Origin of the sequence: Dietzia sp. 111N12-1, assembly GCF_001658045.1 — a bacterium.
Lineage (GTDB): Bacteria > Actinomycetota > Actinomycetes > Mycobacteriales > Mycobacteriaceae > Dietzia > Dietzia kunjamensis.
In genome coordinates this window covers 36,693-58,315 of the sequence record NZ_LSSV01000082.1, presented here as the reverse complement: position 1 = coordinate 58,315, position 21,623 = coordinate 36,693, and the positions used below count along the sequence as shown (strand labels likewise).

Here is a 21,623-nt window from a genome sequence, read left to right as displayed (position 1 = left end):
GGGGTGGGGGATCGGCCCGTCGGGTGTGTACCAGGTGTGCTGCGCCGCCGGCGCTGTCACAATGCCCCCGTGCCCGAATCCCTTCCTCCCGAGTCCGTAGCGTCCGATACCCTCGCGTCCGACACTCCAGCGTCCGAGACTCTCGCGTCCGAACCCCGCGCCTCGGGGCCAGGCGATCCCACCGGGGCCGAGTTGTCCGACTCCGACGTCGCCGCACTCTCGATCCCGTCCCAGTCGGGCGGTGAGCCGCTCTCCTCGTCCGCGGTCTACGTCGTGGCCCCCGAGGGCGACACGGGCAAGTCGACCGTCGCGCTGGGGCTGCTGCGCATCCTGGCCGGGACCGTCCAGCGGGTCGGGGTGTTCCGCCCCGTCACGGTCGCGCCCCGCCCCGCCGGTCCCGGCGTCGAGGACGAGGAACCGGTACGCGACCGCATCGTGGAGATGCTGCTGCAGCAGACCACCGTGGACCTCGACTACGAGGACTGCATCGGCGTGACCAACATGCGCGTGCACTCCGACCGCGACGCCGCCCTGAGCGAGATCGTGCACCGATATGAGGCGGTGGCCCGGCAGTGCGATGTCGTCGTGATCGTCGGCACCGACTACACCGGGGTGCCCAGCCCCACCGAGTTCGACTTCAACGCCACGATCGCCGTGAACCTCGGCGCCCCCGTCTTGCTGGTGCTCCGCGGATCCGACCGCACCCCGGCCGAGATCGCCACCAACGCCCGACTCACCCTCGAGGAGCTGCGTGTCGAGCACGCCCACCCCGTGGGAGTCGTCGTGAACCGGTGCGATCCCGACGCGCTGGACGAGATCCGGGCCGAGCTCGGTTCGCTGGACGTGCCGGCCTGGACTCTGCCCTCCCAGTCGCTGCTCACCGCGCCCACGATGGGTGAGCTCATGGAGGCGGTCGACGGCGAGCTCTACTCTGGCGACCCGGCCCTGCTCGACCGCGAGGCGATGGCCGTGATGGTCGGCGGCATGACCGGTGACCGGATCCTGGAGCGACTGGTCGACGGGATGGTCGTCATCGTCCCCGCCGACCGCACCGACGCGGTCCTGGCCATCCTCGCCGCACACGCCGCCGAAGGCTTCCCCTCGCTGGCAGGGATGATCTGGAACGGTGGGGTCAGGCCGAACGCGGCGTTGGACAGGCTCGTCCGCGGGATGCGCTCCACCCTCCCGATCATCTGCACGGGTCACGGCACCTACGACACCGCCCGTCTGGCCGCCGAGACCCGCGGGCGCGTGTTCTCGGGCTCGGGGCGCAAGGTGGAGACCGCGCTCAGCCTGATGGAGAAGCACGTCGACACCGAGGAACTACTCGCACCGCTGCGGGTCGATGCGCCCGACGTGACGACGCCGCAGATGTTCGAGCATCAACTCCTCGAGCGTGCCCGCGCAGACAAGCGCCACATCGTGCTCCCCGAGGGCGACGACGACCGCATCCTGCACGCCGCCGGCCGGCTCCTGCGGCGCGACGTGGCCGACCTGACGATCCTCGGTGACCCCGAGGCGATCCGTCGGCGTGCCGACGAGTTGGGTATCGACCTGAGCGGCGCGACACTGCTGGACCCGCGGACGAGCGAGCACGCCGATCGGTTCGCCGACGAATATGTCGAGCTGCGCAAGCACAAGGGCATGACCCCGGACGTGGCCCGTGACCGCATCCTCGACATCTCCTACTTCGCCACGATGATGGTGCACACCGGGCTCGCCGACGGCATGGTCTCCGGCGCAGCCCACACCACCGCGCACACCATCCGCCCCGCCCTGGAGATCATCCGTACCCGCCCCGGCGTGCAGACGGTCTCGAGCGTGTTCCTCATGTGCCTGGCCGACCACGTACTGGCGTTCGGGGACTGCGCGGTGGTGCCCGACCCCACCGCCCAGCAGCTCGCCGACATCGCGGTGTCGTCCGCCGAGACCGCCTCGCGGTTCGGGATCGACCCGCGTGTGGCACTGCTCTCCTACTCCACCGGGGACTCCGGCAGTGGGGCCGACGTCGACAAGGTGCGCGAGGCGACCGCACTCGTGCGGTCGCGGATCGCCGAGGCGACCGAGGGTGATCCGGCTGCCGGCCTCGTCGTGGACGGGCCCCTGCAGTTCGACGCCGCCGTCGACCCCACCGTCGCGACCAAGAAGATGCCCGACTCCCCGGTCGCCGGCCGGGCCACCGTCCTGGTGTTCCCCGACCTCAACACGGGCAACAACACCTACAAGGCCGTACAGCGGACCGCGGGCGCGGTCGCGATCGGCCCGGTCCTCCAGGGGCTGCGCAAGCCGATCAACGACCTGTCCCGCGGTGCGCTCGTGGAGGACATCGTCAACACGGTCGCCATCACCGCAGTCCAGGCGCAGGGCGTCGGAGACCTCCAGGGAAGCGACTCATGACCCGCGTGCTCGTCATCAACTCCGGCTCCTCCTCCCTGAAGCTGCAGATCCTCGACACCGCCGTCGATGGTGAGTTGGCCTGGGCGCTGGTCGAGCGGATCGGTGAGCCCGTGGGCACGCTGACCGTGCGCCGCAGCGACCTGGCCGGTGCCGGTGCGGAAGAACGCACCGCGGACGCGGAGTTCCCGGACCACACCGCCGCGCTCGGTCACGTACTGGAGTTGGCGAAGGAGCTGCACGTCCATCCCACCGACCTGGGGGTCGAGGCGATCGGCCACCGTGTGGTCCACGGCGGGCCGGCCTTCCACGAGCCGGTCGAGGTGACGCCGGAGGTGGAGGCCGACATCGAGAAGCTCGAGGTGCTCGCCCCTCTGCACAACCCGGCCAACCTGCGTGGCATCCGGGTGGCCCGCGACCTGCTGCCGGGGCTGCCGCACGTGGCCGTGTTCGACACCGGGTTCTTCCACACCCTGCCCGCCGCCGCCCACACCTATGCCATCGATCGCGAGACGGCACGCGAGTGGGACCTGCGCAGGTACGGCTTCCACGGCACGAGCCACGAGTTCGTCTCCCGCCGTACCGCCGACGTCCTGGGCCGCCCGTACGGCGAGCTCAACCAGATCGTCCTGCACCTGGGCAACGGGGCGTCGGCGTCCGCTATCGAAGGTGGCCGCGCCATGGATACGTCCATGGGTCTGACGCCCCTCGAGGGACTGGTCATGGGTACACGACCCGGAGACCTCGACCCCGGCCTGATCATCCACCTCATCCGTGACCGCGGCATGTCGCCCGAGGACGTCTCCACTCTGCTCAACCGCCGGTCGGGACTGGAGGGGTTGTCGGGGGCGCGCGACTTCCGCGAACTCCTGACGCGGGTCGACGATGGCGACGATGACGCCACGCTGGCCTACGACGTGGTGATCCATCGCCTGCGTCGCTACATCGGCGGTTACTGGGCGGTCCTCGGCGACGTGGACGCGATCACGTTCACGGCAGGGGTGGGGGAGAACGTCGCACGCCTGCGGGCCGATGCGCTGTCGACCATGCGCGGCTGGGGAGTGGAGATCGACGCCGAGGCCAACGAGAACGGCACCGGCGAGCGGGTCATCTCCACCCCCGGCAGTCGCGTGACGGTGCTCGTGGTGCCCACCGACGAGGAACTGGCGATCGCGCGGGCGTGCGACGAGGTGCTGGGCCTGGGAGGATAACCCCGTCCATATTTGCTAAGAACAACTTTAGTTATAGAGTGCGGGGTGATCCCCGGCATCCGAGCCCGGGCTGAACGAAGTCGGACGATGCCCCACGCCTCACCTTCCTCCCCGGACACCCGGCCCGAGCGCGGGCCGCGCCCCGGCCCGACGCAGGGTCCGCCCAGGAAGCGTGGGATCGTGCCGCTCATCCTGGCTGCGGTCGCCACCCTGGTCCTGGGCGGGGCGTCCGTGGCGCAGGCGGTGACGGTGCCGGCCCTCGATGCCCACGCCGATCTGGAGTTCTCGCTGGATGGTTCCACCTGGACGGACGCCCCGGATCTCGCTCTCGGTTCGTGGGGTTGCGACCCGGCCGGTGGGCCCGGGGATTCCGCTTCGCCCGGGGGTTCCGCTTCGCCCGGGGGTTCCGCTCCGCCCTCCGCTCCGCCCGCAAGCCCCGCTCCGCCCGGGGCGAGCGGCAGCATCCCCGATGTGGACCCGTGCGCGATGCTCCCCGGAGAATCCGTCGACCGCACCTATCACGTCCGCAATGCGTCCGACTCCGGCCGGACCGGCCGGTACGCGGTAGGGGTCGGTGACTTCGTGGTGTCGGAGGGCGCCGAGTTCGCGGTGCGCTCGAGCATCACCGGCGCGACGGCCGCCGACTCGGGGACCGTGATGCTGTACGGCGCGGGTACCGGCCAGGCCGGGGGCTCTCCGGCCCGCGGCGCCACGGTGGCCGCCCTCGAACTGGGGCCGGGTGAGTCGGCGCGAGTGGTGGACGCGGTCTCCGTTCCGCTCGACGTCCGCAACAGTGCGCAGCGGCAGAGTGTCAGTCCGAGGATGTGGGTGTCATTCTCCGATGTCGACGGCCTCGACCGCGACGGCGACGGACTGCCCGACACCACCGAGGACCTGATCGGCACCGATCCGTCCGACCCGCTCAACCGGCTGCCCGATGTGACCGCGGGGCACGAGTACGGGCCCGAACGGTTCCTCCCGACCCCGCCCGAGGGCACCGTGCTCGACGTGGTCACCGACACGCTGCCGCCCGGCATGCGACTCGAGGACGGGGCCCTGACCGGTACTCCCACCCGCGCCGGTACCTATGACATCTCGTTCTCGGTCACCATGCCCGGAGGGGCCACCTACACCTCTGTCCGGCGCGTGGTGGTCCACCCCGCCTCCGGCGGCGGTTCGACGGACCTGCCGGACATCGTGTGGCCGGTCATCGGCGGGGGCGTCATCGGGGTGGTGATCGGTGTCGTCGGCCCCGCCCTGGGCTCCCTGGCCGGTTCGCTCGGTGGGTCGTCCGACTCGTCCGGTTCATCCGGTTCAGGTGGCCCCGGTGGTCCCGGTGGCCCCGGTAGCTCCGCCGGTTCGGACTCGCTGGCGGGCACCACCGCCCCCACCGCCTCTGCCCCCACCGCCCCCGCGACCGCGGCCACCACGCCTGACGCGGACCCCGCCACCGACGAGGGTGGCGCCACCGGCCGGGTCGCCGAGAGTGCGGTGACACCGCGCGAAGGGGCGCCGTCGGACGCGTGGATCCGCGCCAACTCCGAGGTCCGCGGGTCTCTGGCGACGACCGGCGTCAGCGGGGCCGAGCTCGTGCTGTGGGCGCTCACCGCGGCGGCGGCCGGCGCGACACTCATCCTGTTCGCCAGGCGACGCCGCCGCCACGATGACCCGGCCCTCGCCACCGACCCCGCTCTCGACCCCGCTCTCAACCGTGAGGGCTGAACCACCCGGCCCGAGGGGAGAACCCCTGAGGTCGGTGGAACTCCCCCCGCGGCCTCAGAACAGGGTGCGTGGACGGATGCTGTTGGCCTGGTCGACGAGCCGGAACCGCTGCTGACGGGTCTCCGTGGACCGCGCGAGGGTCCGCAGGACGGTCTCCGCGCCGGAGCGCAGCCCGAACTCGGTGAACGGCACGCCGCGCATGAGGGGGGACGGGGACGGCTCGTTGCCCGGCAGCTGCACCCAGGCGAGTGCGGTGGTGAGCACGGTGAGCCGGATCTGGAACGCGCGGTGTTCACCGGCGGACAGGTTGGTCACACGGCGGGCGGCCTCGCGGAGGTGGGACTCCTCGGTCTCGTCGAGCGGGCGGCCCTGGCACAGCAGGAGGATCGCGGTGAGGTTGGCCAGCGCCGAGTACCGGGAGTTGGGCGGGACGCGGTCGAGCTCCTCGATGGCGGACTTGACCTCTCCACGCCGCTGGAGTTGGCGCGCCAGCCCGAACGCGGAACTGATCACCGACCGGTCGACCGACCACACCGTGCGGTAGAAGTGTTCGCTCGAGCGTGCCCAGCGGGCCCGGTCGCTCTCGGGGCACACGTCGAGGATCAGTTCGGCCGTCGCGGCCAGGGCCAGCTTGGGGCCGTTCTCGCCGGGCATGGCCGAGAGCACCCTCTGGAACTTGGGATACGCCCCGACGGGGTCGCCCTTGAGCAGGTCGGTCACGCCGTCGTACCAGACCAGCCGCCATTCGGCGGGCATCCGGTGCGCGTTCTCCTCCAGCAGCGCCTCGGCCGCGGCGAGATCGTCGCTCTCGAGGTAGGCGCGGGTGAGTGACATGATCACGCCGACGCTCTCGCGGGCCTCGGACTCGGTGTCGGAGTACAGCTCGAGGAGGGTGTCGATCCGCTGCTCGACCGAGGTGTACGAGGTCGCGGCGAGAATGCGGCTGGCGGGGTCGGAGGCCTCCATGAGCGGCACCGGCAGGGCGTCGACCAGTTCGGACCCGGTGAGCGTCGTGTCGCGGGCGCGGCCGTCGACGAGGAAGTCGGTCGGCTCGACGGTGAAGAGCGTGCCGAAGGTCGATCGCTGGGGTGAGAACACCGAGGAGAACGCCGGGTGCGGGACCCCGGTGCGCAGCGCGAGTACCTCCCGCAGGACGCCCATGAGCTGGTTGGCCATCCCGTTGGCACTGCGGAACCGCGAGTCGGGTTCCTCGTGGGTCGAGCGCAGGAGGAACCGGTACAGCGAGTCGTACCGGCTGAACACCGGCTCCTCCATCGGGGAGGGGATGCCGTTGGCGTAGCGGCCGTCGACCACGGGGAGCCGCACGATGAGCGAGGCGAGGGTGCGACCGACGGTGTACAGGTCGGAGGCGATGGTGGGCCCGGTCCGGGGGATCTCCGGGGCCTGGAAACCGGGGGTGCCGTAGATGTGCCCGTAGTCCCCGACGCCGGACACCGCGCCCATGTCGATCAGTTTGACGTGGTCCTCGGTGAGCATGATGTTCTCGGGTTTGAGGTCGTTGTAGACCAGTCCCACCGAGTGCAGGTAGGAGAGCGCCTGCAGGACCTCGAGCACGTAGGCGATGGCCTTCTCCACCGGCAGCACCCGCCCGGGTGCCGCTCGTCGGACGTCGCGCAGGCTGGGGCCGCCGACGTACTCCATGACGATGTACCCGCCATGGGTGGGCGACGTGGCCCAGTCGTCGTGGATGAAGTTGTAGATACGCACGATCGACGGGTGGGACAGTTCGGCCAGGATCTCCCGCTCGGCGACGGCGACCTCCTGGGCCTCGGCCTGGTCGGCGTGGAGCAGGCCTTTGAGGACGACCCAGCGGTCGGACACGTTGTGGTCGACCGCCAGGTAGATCCAGCCCATCCCGCCGTGGGCGAGCGCACCGCGGACCTCGTACTGGTCGGCGACGATGTCTCCGGGCCACAGTTCGGGCCGCGGCAGCCTGCCGTCGGAGGCCGCGCACTCGGCCTCGATGTCCTCCGGCTCCAACATTGCCGAGGTGGGGTCGACGGGGATGATGTACGGCAGGTCGACCAGACCTTCGGCGGCCTGGCTCGGGCGGTCCTCCGGCTTGTCGGGGTGCCGCATGCGGAACGGTGCCGAGGTCGACCGGTCGCCGGTAATCACCTCGCCGGTCCGGGCGGAGGACCGCGCGCCGGGGACGGACTCGGTGCGGGACTCGGGATCATGACTCCGCCCCGCGCCCGCCGCGCGCGCCGGGCCCGCCCGGCCCGGGCTGCTGCCGCCACCAGGGTCGGTGTCGGCGAGGAACCCGGTCATCGACGCCGCGCCGGTGGCCTCGACCGCCCCGGTCTCCGCCATGCTTCCCGAATGGACGTGCGGGCCCGTGGCCTCGAGCTGCCCGGTCGCCCCCATGGCCCCGGTGGCTTCCATGGCGCCCGTGGCCTCCATCGCGCCCGTCGCTTCCATGGCGCCCGTGGCCTCCAACGCGCCCGTCGCCTCGGTCAGTCCGGTCGCCGTGGCGGCCTCCGTTACGGCCACCGCCTCGGTCCGCATCGTGGCCTGCGTACCGACGCTGGGTTCGCCCTCCTCGAGCGGGTCGTCCCACTTCCGGTAACTCATCGCTGCTCCTCCGGCACGTACCTGGGCACCGGCATCCCGGGGTTGGGCCCCAGCCCGGACAACCACGTCGAATACATGCGGTTCCACGTGCCGTCCGCCCTGATCCGTTCGAGCGTGGAGTTGACCTGACGGACCAGCCCGTCGGTGTTGTCGCCCGGCGTGGACTTGGCGATGCCCACCCCGTACGGTTCCGCGTCGAGCTGCGGCCCCACGATCTCCAGGTACGGGTCCTGCGCGGTGATGCCCACGAGGATCGCGTCGTCGGTGGTGATCGCGTCCACCTGGTTCTGCTGGATGGCCACGAGGCAGTCCGCCCACGTGTTCACCGACAGCACCGTGATCCGATCCAACTCCTCCCACAACCGCGACGCCGACGTCGTCCCGGCGGCCACGCACACGCGCTTGCCCTCGAGGTGCTCGATCTCCGTGATCCCCGACCCGCGCACCGCCAGGACCCGCTGGTAGGCCTGGTAGTACGGCACCGAGAACGTCACCCGCTCGCGCCGTGCGCACGTGATGGACATCGACCGGATCACCACGTCCACCTGGTCGTTCTCCAGCGCCTCGAGCCGGTTCGACGACGTCAGCGACCGGAACTCCACCTGTCGCGGATCGCCGAAGATGTCCGCGGCGATCTCGCGCGCCAGGTCCACGTCGAAGCCGGTGAGTTGGCCGCTGGCCGGGTCGCGGAAGGAGAACAGGTTGGAGCCCTGGTCCAGTCCCACGATCAGTCGACCCCGCTCGAGGATCCGCGGCACCCTCTCCGCGGGGGTGGCGTCGTTCGGCCGCAGACTGGGCAGGGGATCGCAGCTCTCGTCGTTCTCGTCGGGCAGGCCGGCGGGGACGTCCGTGCTGATGACCGCGCCGGCGGGAAGTGGCATCACCGCGTCGATCTGCGGGATCCCCGCCCCGGGTATTCCGGCCGACTCCGCGGTCGCGTCTCGTTCCGGCCCGCCCGCGCCGGGGCCGCCCTCGTCGTCGTCGACCCCACACGCCGACCCGAACGCCAGGGCCGCCACCAACACGCCCCCGAGCGCGACCCGCCTCGCCCGGCGCCGCGCGCCGTGTCCCTGCGCGCCCGACCCGGTCCGCACCCCCGCCGTCACAGGTACTCCCTGATCCTCGGCGCGATCCCCACGACCACGGCGAACGCGGCCAGGGTGGACAACGCGATGATGAGATCGGGCCCGTTGGAGGAGGTGCGGCGGGCGTTGTCGATGCGCGTGCGCAGGGTGTCGCGGGCCTCCTCGATGGCGTCCTGCATGGACTCGTCGAACTCCTCGAACGCGGCCCCCGAGTCGCCCTCGCTCTGGCCGGAGGAGATGGTGATCGCGCCCTGGTAGTCGCCCTGTTGGTACAGGGAGTCGGCGCGGTTCTGGGCGGCCATCCAGGCGTCGAGCGCCTCGATCGCGTCCGTCACCGCACCCTGCGAGTCGAGGTCGATGCGGCCGGAGGAGTCCGCGTCGTCCTCGTCGTCGAGGTAGACGGTCAGGGTGTCACGCACGTTGCCCAGGGTGGTCGCCCGCTCGGCCGCCGACCCTTCCGGATCGGTGCGCCGCACCAGGTTGAGCGTCTCCTGCGCGCGCACCTTCTGGGCGTTGATGCGCTGGCGGGTGAGCTCGTTCATCGGTGCCGCGCCCTCGGACAGGCCCTTGGCGTTGTCATTGGCCGCGAGGAACCCGGCGATCATCGTGAGCAGGAACGTCGCCACCATGAGCAGCGAGCCCAGGGCGAGCGCCGGGTTGAACCGCCGCCCGGTGAGTCGCCACAGCCACTGTTGCAACAGCAACAGCACCGCGATCGCCAGCCCCAGCAGGAAGAACGACCCCCATGGCGGCGACGACCACTCCCTGTCCGACTGTCCCACCGACGTGGACTGCCGGTCGTACAGGTCCGCGGCGGCGGGCAGGATCGTGTCCTGCATCAGCGTCGACGCAGACGCCAGATACGCCGAGCCGACCGGATTGGCCACGCGGTTGTTGGTGCGCGCCGTCTCCACCAGGCCGGTGTAGGTGGCCAGCTGGGCGTTGATGAGCGCGAGCTGTTCGATGGACTCGGTGTCGGTGCGGTCGAGGCCCTGGGAGGCGGCGATGATCGACGACGACGAGGTCGCGATCGCCTGGAGGTAGCGTTCGCGCAGTTCCGCAGGCTCGATACCGCCGGTGATGAACGCGGTGTTCGCCGCGGAGTCCGCGATCGTCAGGGAGCTGTACAACGTCTGCGAGGCGTTGGCGACGGGCTCGACCTCGGCCAGCAGCGTCTCGGTATAAACCTGCCGCTGGGTGATCGTCGAGGACGCCACGATCCCGCCCGTGAGCACCGTGATGATCGCGAGCAACGCGAAGACCGACATGCGGCCCGGCGTGGTGAGCACGTCGTTCCAGAAGCGGGCGGCGCGGCGACGGACCGGCCTGCGGGGTTGGAGGGTGGATGACGACTCGCCACCCGAGCCGGGCGTTGGTGTGAGCGTGGAGGCGGAGCCGGACCGGGAGCCGGAGGCCGACGTGGAGGCGGAGCCGGACCGGGAGCCGGAGGCGGCACCTGATGCGGGTGCGGCGCCGGCCCGGGGAGCGGCGTCGGCCGAGGATGCCGGGGTGGACTGTGCGGAGCCTGACTGGGACGCGGAGCCTGACTGGGACGCGGACGCAGGCGTGGCCCCGGCGGCGGACGCCGCGGGCGTGGATGCCGACGTCGACCCAGCAGGGGCGCCGCCCACCGGTGCGTCGCCGGGTGCGGGCGTGTCCGCGGCCGCACCGCGGGCGCGGCGTAGCGAGAAGGTTCGGGCGCGCATCTGCTCGCTCACCTCCCCGGTCTCCGCCCGCCGAGCCGACGATCCGACGGGAGTGTCTCCCAGGTTAGTGAAGTGGCGGCGCGGAGTCGGGCAGACTGGTCGACGAGGACTCAAGGTTCCGCCCGATCCGGGGGTGGACGGGTCCAGGGGAGGTGGACGACCGGTGGCGGCGAGCGAAGGTGACGGCAACGGGTGGGTGGTGTCCGACGAGGGTGATCGCCGGTGGGGGCGGTTCGGCGCCGCCGGGCTGCTCCTGCGGGCCGTCGACCCGTCCGATCCCGACACCCCACTCGTGTTGCTGCAGCACCGCGCCGTGTGGACGGCCTCGGGCGACACGTGGGCGCTGCCGGGTGGTGCGCGGGACTCGTACGAGGACGCGCCCGTGGCGGCGCTGCGCGAGACGGAGGAGGAGGCCGAGATCCGGCCCGCCGACGTGGTGGTCCGCGCGCAGGTCGTGACCTCCCGCATGCCCGGGACCGTGTGGCACCGGCCCGGACTCGACCTGCGGCACGCGGCCGAGCTGCTGAGCCGGCTGCGGCCCGACCAGCGCCACGACGAGCTGCCCGCGAACCCGTCGGGCTCCGCCCGCCCACGCGCCATCCCGCCGCTGGTCCAGGAGTCGCCCGACGCGGTGGAGTGGACGTACACCACCGTCATCGCGGACGCCCCGCGCGCGCTGGAGACCGTGCCCAACAACGAGAGTCTCGAACTCCGCTGGGTGCCCGAGACGCTGGTGGCCGAGTTGCCGCTCATGCCCGCGTTCGCCCACGCCTGGGCGAACGGGCTGCGCACCGACCCCGTCGAGCTGGTGGTGGACGTGGCCAATGTGCTCGGCTCCCGTCCCGACGGCTGGTGGAAGGACCGGGCCGGCTCCACCTCGCGACTGCTCGACGACCTGGGTGCCGGGATGCCCCGCACCCTCGAACTGCCGGGGGGGTTCGGCTGGGTCGCCCGCGCGCACGCCGTCATCGAGGGCGTCGCCAAGGCCGCCGAGCACGAGGGCCCGCTCGTCGTCCACCGCGCGTCCGGGTCCGGCGACGACGCGATCGTCGATCTGGCCACCGAGCTGGATGGCGGGCCCCGCCGGGTGGTGGTGGTGACGGCCGACCGGGGACTGCGGGACAGGCTGCCGGGCGACGTCGTCGTCGTCGGACCCCGCGCCCTTCTCGGGTAGCACGCGCGCACGCCGGCCCGGTCCCACCCCGGTCCCGCCCCGGTCCCGCCCCGGTCCGACCCCGGCCCCGCCCCGGTCCCGGCCCGGTTCACCGGGTCCACCCGACCTGACGGGTTGGATCTGCGCGCCGCACCGCCCCGCGGGTGCACACTGGAACGCATGACCCTGCCCCCGGAGATCCTCGTCGGCCCGATGCTGCGCTACGTCGACAGCACCGACGCCACGGTGTGGGTGGAGGTGTCGGCGCCGTGCGAGGTGACCATCCGTGCCGGCGACGAGGTGGTCACCGAGCGTTCGTGGGGCGTGCACGGCCACCACTTCGCGGTACTGCACCTGTGCCGGCTGCCCGAGGGCGAGATGACGCCGTACGAGGTGTCGCTCGATGACCGGCTCGCCTGGCCCGTCGACCCGGGTCGGCCCAGCGTGATCCGCACGCCTCGCGCCGACGACACGGTGCGGCTGGCGTTCGGGTCGTGCCGGCGTGGGGAGAGCCAGACCCCGGTGGCGCTGCGCAGGATCGGTGCCGACGCACTGGTCGCCCTGGCGCACCGCATGGCGCACTCCCCGCAGGAGGAGTGGCCGGACGCGATGCTCCTGCTCGGCGACCAGGTGTACGCCGACATCCCCAGCCGGGAGATCTCCGAGCGGCTGGCCGAGCGTCGGCGCGCGGGCGGTGGCCCGCAGTCGGTGCGGGACTCTGCCGGCGCCGGGGGAGACCGCGACGTCTCCGACGAGATCTGCGATTTCGAGGAGTACTCCTGGCTGTACCACGAGTCGTGGCGTGACGCGGATGTGCGCTGGTTGCTGTCGACGGTGCCGAGCTGCATGATCCTCGACGACCACGACCTGCGCGACGACTGGAACTCCTCCCACGCGTGGCGTCGCGAGATGACCGCCCAGCCGTGGTGGAGCGACCGGGTGATCGGCGCGTTCGGCAGCTACTTCGTCTACCAACACCTGGGCAATCTCGCCCCCGACGAGCTGGAGCGAAACGAGATGTACCGGGCGTTGCGGTCCGCCGGTTCGGACGCGGAGAGGGAGTCGCTGCTGGACGACTTCGCGCTGTCCACCGATTCCGAGCGCCGCACCGAGCAGTGGAGCTTCAAGCGTGACTTCGGTCGGGTGCGGGTGGTGATGCTCGACGTGCGGGCGTCGCGGCATCTGGACCCGCAGGACCGGCGGGTCATGGACGCCAACGAATGGCAGTGGACGCGCGAGTCCTGCCTGGACGCCGACGTGGACCACCTGGTGATCGGCTCGTCCCTCCCGGCGTTCATGCTGCCTGCCCTGCACGACCTCGAGGGCTGGAACGAGGCGGTGTCCCGCGACCAGCCCGACAAGCCGGCCACCGCGCGGGTCGGCGAATGGATCCGCCTGACCGTGGACCTCGAGCACTGGGCGGCGTTCCGTAACAGCTTCGACGACTTGGTCGGCCTGCTCACCGAGGTGGCGGCGGGCGATCACGGGCCCGCGCCCGCCTCGATCCTCCTGCTGGGCGGCGACGTGCACTGCTCGTACCTCGAGGAGGTCGACCTCACCGCCGAGCGGGTGGTGGACTCAACCACCCGCGTCCATCAGCTGGTGATGTCGCCGTTCCGCAATCCTCTACAGAAGTCGATCCGGGCGGTGAACCGTCTGTCGGTCCGCGAGCCCGTGCCCGCCCTGACGCGCCGCCTGGCCCGGGCGGTGGGGGTGCGGGAGCCCGAGGCGCGGTGGCGGGTCACCGACGGACTCTGGTTCGACAACGGGGTGATGACCCTCGTACTGCGCGGCCGCCGCGCCACGGTGCAGGTCGATCACGCCACCGTCGAGTGGCCCGCGCGCGGACTGGGCAAGGCCCTCACCCTGGTGCCGGGGCTGGCGCCGGAGTCATGGGGACGACGACGGCGAGAGGGCGATTCGCTGGGCCGTAAGCCCCGGCAGGTGTTGCGCAGGACGCTGAGCAAGGAGTTGACCGGGGAGGGCCTGTCTCCGCGGGGATCGGCTGACCGGACGGACGCGGACCGGGACGGGGCTCTCCGGGGCGGGGCTGGTCAGAGTACGGCTGTCCGGACCGAGGCCGCGCGCTAGACCGACACCGCCGACCGGCTAGGTCAGGGCCGCGCGGAGTTCGCGGGCGGCGGCGGTGGGGTCGGCGGCGCCGGTGATCGCTCGGACCACCACCACCCGGGTCGCACCCGCCGCCAGCACCTCCGGCAGGTTCGTCGCGTCGATCCCGCCGATGGCGAACCACGGCGTCCCGGCCGACCCCGCAGCCGACCCTGACCCGGCAGCCGACCCCGCAGCCGACCCCGACCCCACGGTGGTCCCTGCCGCGTGGCGCACGAGGTCCGGTCCCGGCGCGACGCGGCCCGGCTTGGTCGGCGTAGGCCACACGGGACCCGTGCAGAAGTAGTCGACCAGCGGGTTCGCCGCGGCCCTGTCGACCTCGTCCACCGCGTGGCAGGACAGGCCGAGCACCACGTCGTCTCCGACGATCCGGCGCGCCCACTCCACCGGCAGGTCGTCCTGCCCGACGTGCAGCACGTCCGCCCCGGACGCCACGGCGACGTCGGCGCGGTCGTTCACCGACAGCAGCGCCCCGTGGGAATCGCACACCTCGCGCATCACCGCCAGGGCCCGCAATTCGTGCCCGGCCTCGAGCGGCCCGAGGTCGCGTTCGCCGGCCGAGTTCTTGTCCCGCAGCTGCACGATGTCGACGCCGCCCGCCAGAGCCGCGGTGACGTCCCTGCGCAGCGCCGGGAAGTCCCCCGACCACCCCTGCTGGCGCGCCTGCTCGTCGAGGTGTCGACGCGCGTCGATGCAGAGGTAGAGACGGGCATCGGCGAGGCGGGCACGGAGGCGGTCGGCGCGGGAGGTCATGGTCACAACCGTAGGCCAGGGCCCCACTAGGCTGGGCGTCATGACCTCCCGCGCCGCCGCCGACGACGACGGCCACCGTCCCGCCGCCGACGACGGCTTCCGCCCCGGTGCCGGTGCCGGTGCCGCTGCCGCCGCCGTGGCCCGGGAGGCCGCGGATAACGGTATCGCGCGTATCGGGGCCCGGCGGCTGGCCGTGATCGGCGGCTCGGTGATCGGCCTGGCCTGCGCGTGGTCGGCCGCCAGGACCAAGCTGGCCACGGAAGTGGTGATCTACGAGCCCGACGAGTCCGGCCCCGACGGTGTGCCCGCCGCGGCCGCGGCGTGGGTGGCCGGTGGCATGCTCGCCCCGTTCAGCGAGGCCTGGCCGGGAGAGGAGGCAGTGTTCGCGCTCGGAGTGGACTCCCTGCGGCGGTGGCCGGACATGCTGGACGCCCTCGAGCCGTACGTCCCTCCCGGCCCGCCGGTCCGCACCGCCACCCACACGCACATGCTGGCCGTGGACGAGGCCGACGCCCGTGACCTCGACATGGCCATGGAGTGGGCCGCCCGCCAGCCGGACTCCACCGACGCCGACCTGCGCCGAATCACCCGGCGTGAGCTGCGCGAGGCCGAGCCGTCCCTGGCCCGCGTCGCCCGCGCCGCCTATCGCATGGACTCCGAGGGGGCCGTCGACAACCGCGTCCTGCTGGCCGCCCTGACCCGCGCCTGCCGCGCCGAGGGTGTGAGGTGGGTGCGCAGCGCGGTGACCTCGCTCGACGACGTCGACGCGGACCGCATCGTCCTGGCCGCAGGTTCCGGGTCCGCCGAACTGGCGGGGCTGCCGGTGCGCCCGGTCAAGGGCGAGGTGCTCCGGCTACGCGCCCGGCCCGGCTGCGAGGACCCGCCCCGGGGAGTGGTGCGGGCGTTCGTCCGCGGGCGACCGCTGTACCTGGTCCCGCGCGACGGTGGTCTGGTCGTGGGCGCCACGCAGTACGAACACGGCGACGACCGGCAGGTCACCGTCGCCGGGGTGCGCGACCTGCTCGCCGACGCCGAGACGATCTTCCCCGGGATCGGGGAGTACGAGTTGGCCGAGGCGATCGCCGGGCTCCGGCCGATGTCACCGGACAACCTGCCGTTCCTCGGCGCCGACCCGACGGGCCCGCGCGTGATCCACGCCACCGGGCACGGCCGCAACGGCATCGCGCTCACCCCGGTGACCGTCGCGGCGGTCTGGGCGGCACTGCACGCGGTGCGCGGTCCGGCGGCGGCGCGTGCGGCCGCTCCCGACCGCTTTGCCCGCGGGTGAGCCCCGGGTGCCGGGCGCCGTGGGGCCCGGGTGCCGGTCGCTGTGGGCCCACCGCATCGACGTCGCCGGGGACCCCGCGCCGGCGACTACGGGCACCCCGCGCCGGCGACTACGGTGGAGACGTACAGCCGCGACCCGGAACTAGGAGGGCCCATGATCGTCACGGTGAACGGGGAGGACCGCACCCTGGCCGACGGCGCGACCGTCCGCGCACTCGTCACCGAGCTGGACCTGCCCGACGAGGGCGTCGCCATCGCCGTCGACGGCGTGGTGGTACCCAGCTCGGGCTGGGGCGACGCCCTGCTCGGTGCGGGCGCGGAGATCGACGTCCTCACGGCGGTCCAGGGTGGCTGACCCGACCTCGGCCGCGACCCCGGTTCGCGGCGTCGCAGGGCCGTCCGCGTACCCGTCTGACGTCGCCGCGGTGCTGGACTCGCCCCTGGTGATCGCGGGCGAGGAGATCTCCTCGCGGCTCATCACGGGCACCGGCGGCGCCGGCAACCAGGAGGTCCTGCGCGAGGCACTGATCGCCTCGGGCACCGCCCTGACCACCGTGTCGATCCGCAAGGTCGACCTGCGGTTGGGCATGGACGGCGCCGGCGGACTCGGGCTGCTCGGGATGCTGAAAGAGCTCGGCATCCGCCCGTTGCCCAACACCGCCGGTTGCCGGTCCGCCAGCGAGGCCGTGAAGACCGCCCGGCTCGCGAGGGAGGCGCTGGGCACGAACTGGGTCAAGCTCGAGGTGATCGCCGACGAGCGCACGCTCCTGCCCGACGGGGTGGAGTTGGTGGAGGCCGCAGAGGACCTGGTCGACGACGGTTTCGTCGTCCTCCCCTACACCACCGACGACCCGGTCCTGGCCCGCCGACTGGAGGACGTGGGCTGCGCTGCGGTCATGCCCCTGGGCGCGCCGATCGGCACCGGGCTGGGCATCTGCAACCCGCACAACCTGGAGATGATCGTCGAGCGCGCCGGGGTCCCGGTGATCTGCGACGCGGGGATCGGCACCGCCTCCGACGCCGCACTCGCCATGGAGCTCGGCTGCGACGGCGTCCTGCTCGCCACCGCCGTCACCCGGGCGGAGAACCCGCCGCTCATGGCCGCCGCGATGCGCGAGGCCGTCCGGGCCGGGCGCGCCGCCCGCCTCGCGGGGCGGATCCCCAAACGCTTCTGGGCGCAGGCGTCCAGCCCGCCGGTCGACTGAGGCCCTACCGGCCGCCCGACAGCATGCGCGACCCGCCCGCCACCCCGCCGGCGGTCAGTCCTCGCTGCGCGGCACCCGCCGCACGCCGATCCCGCCCATGAGCGCCAGCCCGGCGACCCGGATGACCGGGGCGCCGGGCGGGGCCTGGCGGACCGGGCGCGGGTCCGGCTTCCAGTGCCCCGACTCCTCGCCGAATCCGCCCATCAGGCCGATCCCCTCGACCTCCACCCGCACGTCGTCGGGGACGTAGATGTCGATGCCGCCCATGATCGCGAACGCCCGGATCGTCGTCTCGTGGGACTGCAACGAGGCACCACGCAGGTCGATCTCGATGCCGCCCATTAGCGCGAACGCGGTGTGCACGGAGGGAAGGGTCCACGCCCCCGCCCGCTCGACGCCTCCCATGATCGCCAGCGAGGAGGCGGGCCCGCTGGCCCCGGTGACGCGACGCGCCGGGGCCCCGTGCGGCCGGGTCGCGGGCGTCGAGTCGTGCTCGTGGTGGGCGATCGGCAGGTCGTGCGTCAGCTCGATGAGCTCGGACCGGAACCGTGCGGCGGACGCCCGCGAGGTCCGGTCAGCGAATTCGGCGAGCGTGAGCCTCCCCTCCGAGAAGGACTCCTGGAGGAGCCTGGCGGTGGCGTCGCGCTCGGCGTCGGAGGCGCGGACCGACGGCAGGTGGCGATCCGGCTCGCGCATGGCGTCATCCATGGTCACGAGCCTAGTACTGCACTACCTGTACGCGGGCTGAGTAGGTGGACGCACGCTGCCCGCACCCCGGCAGGCAGACTGGGGTCCATGATCGAGGTACGGAATCTCACCAAGCGCTTCGGCGCCTCCACCGCCGTGGACGACCTCAGCTTCGAGGTCCGTCCCGGCGTCGTCACCGGATTCCTCGGCCCGAACGGCGCCGGCAAGTCCACGACGATGCGGATGATGGTCGGTCTCGACACCCCCACGTCCGGGCAGGCACTGATCAACGGCACCCCGTACCGCGAGTTGGATCGCCCCGCCCACAAGGTGGGCTGTCTACTCGACGCGTCCTGGACCCACGCCAACCGTTCCGCCGGCGCGCACCTGAGGATGGTCGCCGCGGCGGGCGGGGTGGCCCCGGGCCGCGTCGACGAGGTGCTCGGCCTGGTCGGCCTCACCGACGTCGCCGGCCGCAAGGTCGGCGGATACTCGCTCGGCATGCGCCAGCGACTCGGTCTGGCCACCGCCATGCTCGGCGACCCCGAGGTCCTGCTGTTCGACGAGCCCGTCAACGGACTCGACCCCGAGGGGATCCTGTGGATCCGCCGTTTCATGCACGCGCGCGCCGCAGAGGGCCGCACCGTGCTCGTCTCCTCGCACCTGCTGTCGGAGATGGCGCAGACCGCCCAGGACCTCGTCGTGATCGGCCGCGGCAAGCTGCGCGCGCAGACCTCCGTCGAGGAGTTCCTGGACGCCGCCACATCCTCGGTGGTGTTGCGCACCCCGCACGTCGACGAGTTCACCGCCGCCGCGCGCGATGAGGGCATCGAGGCCACGTTCGACGCGGAACAGGGTGTCTTCCTCATCCAGAACCTCCGCGCGCCGCAGGTCGGCGATGTCGCCGCCAGCCTGGGGATCACCGTCCACGAACTGCACGAGAAGCGGGCGTCGCTGGAGGAGGCCTTCATGGCCCTCACCGACCAGGACGTCGAGTACCACGGTCAGGAGTCCACCCGATGAACCAGTTGAAGTCCGAGTGGATCAAGGTCACCACCACCAAGAGTGCCTACTGGCTGTACGCGATCGGCATCGGCCTGGCAGTGGTGCTCGCGGTGGTCATCGGCCAGTTCGAGCAGCCCGCCACAGGGGACCCGATGGCCGGTGCGCCCGGCGGCGGCAGTGACCCGCTGTTCGCGATCCTCGGCGTCAGTGCGTTCACCGTCCTGCTGGCGTGGATCGCCGCGATCGTCGGTGTGACCGGCGAGTACCGCTATCACACCATCAAGGCCACGTTCCTGACGACGCCGTCGCGCTGGCCTGCCATCGTGGCCAAGACCGCCCTGTTCACGGTGCTGTCGATGGTGGTCACAGCCGTCGCGGTGATCCTCGCCCTCCTCGTGGCCGGGGCGCTCTCCGGCAACGAGGGCTGGACCCCGTTCTCCGGAGACGGGCTGACCTACCTGTGGCGTTTCCCCGTCTACGCCGCACTGGGAACGATCGCGGTGACGGGCCTGGCGTACATCATGCGCAACGCCGCCGGCACGATCTCCCTGTTCCTGGTGTGGATACTGGCTCTCGAGGGCATGGTCTCGTTGATCCCGCGGGTCGGCGAGGACATCGCCGCCTGGATGCCGTTCGCCAACGGTGACTTCTGGACCCAGGGCGAGACCGTCCGCGGGTACATCACGTGGGGCGAGTGGCCGGCGTTCGCCTGGTTCGCGGCCGTGTGCGTGGCTCTGTGGGTCGTCGGGGTGCTGATGACGCTGCGCCGAGACGCCTGAGCTCGGTCGGCCGATCCGACCTACTGAGCACCGACGTCCCGGCCCGTCGGGCGCGGTGGGGACCGGCGCGGCCCTCGCCGCCGGTGAGAACTACGACTCGGTGATCGGCAGGTAGACGCGGCCACCGAGTTCGGAGAATTCGGCCGACTTCTCCGCCATCCCCGCCTCGATCGCCTCCACCGTTTCCATCCCGTGCTCCGCGGCGTAGTCGCGGATGTCCTGGGAGATGCGCATCGAGCAGAACTTCGGACCGCACATCGAGCAGAAGTGCGCGGTCTTCGCCGGCTCCGCGGGCAGCGTCGCGTCGTGGTACGCCAGGGCGGTGTCCGGGTCGAGGGCCAGGGCGAACTGGTCCCGCCAACGGAACTCGAACCGGGCGGTACTCAGCGCGTCATCGCGGGCCTGCGCACCCGGATGCCCCTTGGCCAGGTCCGCCGAGTGCGCGGCGATCTTGTAGGTGATCACACCGGTCTTGACGTCGTCCCGCTCGGGCAGGCCCAGGTGCTCCTTGGGCGTGACGTAACACAGCATCGCCGTGCCCGCCTCGGCGATGCGGGCAGCGCCGATCGCGGACGTGATGTGGTCATAGCCCGGCGCGATGTCCGTGGCGAGGGGGCCCAGCGTGTAGAATGGGGCCTCCTCGCACCACTCCTCCTCGAGGCGCACGTTCTCCACGATCTTGTCCATCGGCACGTGACCGGGACCCTCGATCATCACCTGCACGCCGTGGCTCTTGGCGATCCCGGTGAGCTCCCCGAGCGTGCGCAGTTCGGCGAACTGCGCCTCGTCATTGGCGTCGGCGATCGACCCCGGCCGCAGACCGTCACCGAGGGAGAACGTCACGTCGTAGCGGGCGAGAATCTCGCACAGTTCCTCGAAGTGGGTGTAGAGGAACGACTCGCGGTGGTGCGCCAGGCACCACGCCGCCATGATCGATCCGCCACGCGACACGATCCCGGTGACCCGCTTGGCCGCCAGCGGGACATAGCGCAGCAGCACTCCGGCATGGACGGTCATGTAGTCCACGCCCTGCTCGCACTGTTCGATGACGGTATCACGGTACAACTCCCAGGTCAGACGGGCCGGGTCGCCGCCCACCTTCTCCAGTGCCTGGTAGATGGGCACGGTGCCCACGGGGACGGGGGAGTTGCGCAGGATCCACTCCCGCGTCTCGTGGATGTCCCGGCCGGTGGACAGGTCCATGATGGTGTCCGCGCCCCACCGGGCGGCCCACACCATCTTCTCGACCTCTTCGGCGATCGAACTGGTGACCGCCGAGTTGCCGATGTTGGCGTTGATCTTGGTGAGGAAGCGCTTGCCGATGATCATCGGCTCGCTCTCCGGATGACGATGGTTGGCCGGGATGATCGCCCGCCCGGCGGCGACCTCCGAACGCACCACCTCGACATCGATTCCCTCCCGCACGGCGATGAACCGCATCTCCGGGGTTGTCAGGCCCGCCCGGGCCCAGGCCAACTGCGTCCGGACGGGAGTGGGGTTCTCCGGCGAGGCGGGGACAGGTCCGGGGTGGGACCACTCGCGGCGGGTCGGCGGGAGGCCCGCGCCCAGGTCATGGCAGTCGGCCGGGTCCGCGTACGCGGTATATGGGCCGGAGGTGTCGTAGACGTCGAACGTCGTGCCGTCGGTGAGCGCGATCCGGCGCACGGGTACGCGCTGGCCGTCACCGAACTCACCGGGCACCTCGAGATGAGCCTTACTGCTGGAATGGATGGGGCCGCACGTCACGGCGTCGATCGGGGTGCCGTCGGTGCCGTCGGCGAATAAAGCTGTGCCCATGGTGTTTCCTGATCTCCCTACGCCGGCATGATCCGGACAGGTTCTACGGTCGACGACCCGGCTGGTCGTCCTCTCAGCCCGCGCATCGAAGCGGACTCCCGTGTGGACGAGTAT

At 71.8% G+C, this 21,623-nt stretch carries 16 protein-coding genes and 1 riboswitch; of the genes, 10 read left to right on the top strand and 6 right to left on the bottom strand.

Annotated elements, in window-relative coordinates; all coding sequences use genetic code 11:
• Positions 1-69 precede the first annotated feature (69 nt).
• The 3 genes from pta to AYO52_RS15525 all read left to right on the top strand — a co-directional run bounded on the left by pta (position 70) and on the right by AYO52_RS15525 (position 5,327).
• Positions 70-2,397: a phosphate acetyltransferase gene (gene pta / locus AYO52_RS15535; protein WP_371517935.1), complete on the top strand. Its 2,328-nt coding sequence runs from the start codon at positions 70-72 to the stop codon at positions 2,395-2,397.
• Positions 2,394-3,605: an acetate/propionate family kinase gene (locus AYO52_RS15530; RefSeq protein WP_067719331.1), complete on the top strand. Its 1,212-nt coding sequence runs from the start codon at positions 2,394-2,396 to the stop codon at positions 3,603-3,605. The genes pta and AYO52_RS15530 overlap by 4 nt, the downstream gene beginning before the upstream one ends.
• A gap of 180 nt (positions 3,606-3,785) precedes the next feature.
• Positions 3,786-5,327 carry a thrombospondin type 3 repeat-containing protein gene (locus AYO52_RS15525; RefSeq protein WP_067719329.1) on the top strand — a complete coding sequence of 514 codons (1,542 nt, stop codon included), beginning with the start codon at positions 3,786-3,788 and terminating at the stop codon, positions 5,325-5,327.
• Positions 5,328-5,381: 54 nt separating this feature from the next.
• Here AYO52_RS15525 and AYO52_RS15520 read toward each other — a convergent pair whose 3' ends face one another.
• The 3 genes from AYO52_RS15520 to AYO52_RS15510 are packed head-to-tail and all read right to left on the bottom strand — an operon-like array spanning position 5,382 to position 10,713.
• Positions 5,382-7,922 (bottom strand): serine/threonine protein kinase, encoded by a 2,541-nt coding sequence (locus AYO52_RS15520; RefSeq protein WP_082924076.1) that lies wholly within the window; start codon positions 7,920-7,922, stop codon positions 5,382-5,384.
• Positions 7,919-9,028: a glutamate ABC transporter substrate-binding protein gene (locus tag AYO52_RS15515; RefSeq protein ID WP_253702231.1), complete on the bottom strand. Its 1,110-nt coding sequence runs from the start codon at positions 9,026-9,028 to the stop codon at positions 7,919-7,921. Before AYO52_RS15515 ends, AYO52_RS15520 begins: the two co-directional genes overlap by 4 nt.
• Positions 9,025-10,713, bottom strand: a complete 1,689-nt coding sequence (locus AYO52_RS15510) for a hypothetical protein (protein ID WP_253702229.1) — start codon at positions 10,711-10,713, stop codon at positions 9,025-9,027. The genes AYO52_RS15515 and AYO52_RS15510 overlap by 4 nt, the downstream gene beginning before the upstream one ends.
• Positions 10,714-10,876: 163 nt before the next feature.
• On the opposite strand from AYO52_RS15510, the gene AYO52_RS15505 reads away from it, so the two are divergent.
• Positions 10,877-11,887 (top strand): NUDIX hydrolase, encoded by a 1,011-nt coding sequence (locus tag AYO52_RS15505; RefSeq protein WP_082924093.1) that lies wholly within the window; start codon positions 10,877-10,879, stop codon positions 11,885-11,887.
• A gap of 159 nt (positions 11,888-12,046) precedes the next feature.
• Positions 12,047-13,957, top strand: coding sequence for an alkaline phosphatase D family protein (locus tag AYO52_RS15500; RefSeq protein ID WP_082924075.1), 1,911 nt, complete (start codon positions 12,047-12,049; stop codon positions 13,955-13,957).
• Between the two features lie 18 nt (positions 13,958-13,975).
• Here the strand turns inward: AYO52_RS15500 and thiE are convergent, their stop codons facing one another.
• Positions 13,976-14,749, bottom strand: a complete 774-nt coding sequence (gene thiE / locus AYO52_RS15495) for a thiamine phosphate synthase (RefSeq protein WP_067719326.1) — start codon at positions 14,747-14,749, stop codon at positions 13,976-13,978.
• Positions 14,750-14,789: 40 nt separating this feature from the next.
• Here thiE and thiO point away from each other — a divergent pair, with 40 nt between their 5' ends.
• The 3 genes from thiO to AYO52_RS15480 all read left to right on the top strand — a co-directional run bounded on the left by thiO (position 14,790) and on the right by AYO52_RS15480 (position 17,241).
• Positions 14,790-16,037 carry a glycine oxidase ThiO gene (thiO, locus tag AYO52_RS15490; protein WP_253702227.1) on the top strand — a complete coding sequence of 416 codons (1,248 nt, stop codon included), beginning with the start codon at positions 14,790-14,792 and terminating at the stop codon, positions 16,035-16,037.
• Positions 16,038-16,190: 153 nt separating this feature from the next.
• Positions 16,191-16,391, top strand: a complete 201-nt coding sequence (gene thiS, locus AYO52_RS15485; protein ID WP_067719324.1) for a sulfur carrier protein ThiS — start codon at positions 16,191-16,193, stop codon at positions 16,389-16,391.
• 70 nt (positions 16,392-16,461) lie between these two features.
• Complete coding sequence (locus AYO52_RS15480) at positions 16,462-17,241, top strand: thiazole synthase (RefSeq protein WP_067719525.1); 780 nt, start codon at positions 16,462-16,464, stop codon at positions 17,239-17,241.
• 54 nt (positions 17,242-17,295) lie between these two features.
• Here AYO52_RS15480 and AYO52_RS15475 read toward each other — a convergent pair whose 3' ends face one another.
• Complete coding sequence (locus AYO52_RS15475) at positions 17,296-17,949, bottom strand: DUF1707 domain-containing protein (RefSeq protein WP_067719522.1); 654 nt, start codon at positions 17,947-17,949, stop codon at positions 17,296-17,298.
• Positions 17,950-18,036: 87 nt separating this feature from the next.
• Here AYO52_RS15475 and AYO52_RS15470 point away from each other — a divergent pair, with 87 nt between their 5' ends.
• Together AYO52_RS15470 and AYO52_RS15465 are read left to right on the top strand one after the other, a co-directional pair.
• A complete protein-coding gene (locus AYO52_RS15470; protein WP_061227928.1) occupies positions 18,037-18,951 on the top strand; it encodes an ABC transporter ATP-binding protein in 915 nt (304 codons plus the stop codon).
• A complete protein-coding gene (locus tag AYO52_RS15465; protein WP_067719321.1) occupies positions 18,948-19,712 on the top strand; it encodes an ABC transporter permease in 765 nt (254 codons plus the stop codon). The genes AYO52_RS15470 and AYO52_RS15465 overlap by 4 nt, the downstream gene beginning before the upstream one ends.
• A gap of 90 nt (positions 19,713-19,802) precedes the next feature.
• Here the strand turns inward: AYO52_RS15465 and thiC are convergent, their stop codons facing one another.
• Positions 19,803-21,509 carry a phosphomethylpyrimidine synthase ThiC gene (thiC, locus tag AYO52_RS15460; protein ID WP_067719319.1) on the bottom strand — a complete coding sequence of 569 codons (1,707 nt, stop codon included), beginning with the start codon at positions 21,507-21,509 and terminating at the stop codon, positions 19,803-19,805.
• Positions 21,507-21,621, bottom strand: a riboswitch (TPP riboswitch). Its footprint overlaps the gene before it by 3 nt.
• Between the last annotated feature and the right edge of the window lie 2 nt (positions 21,622-21,623).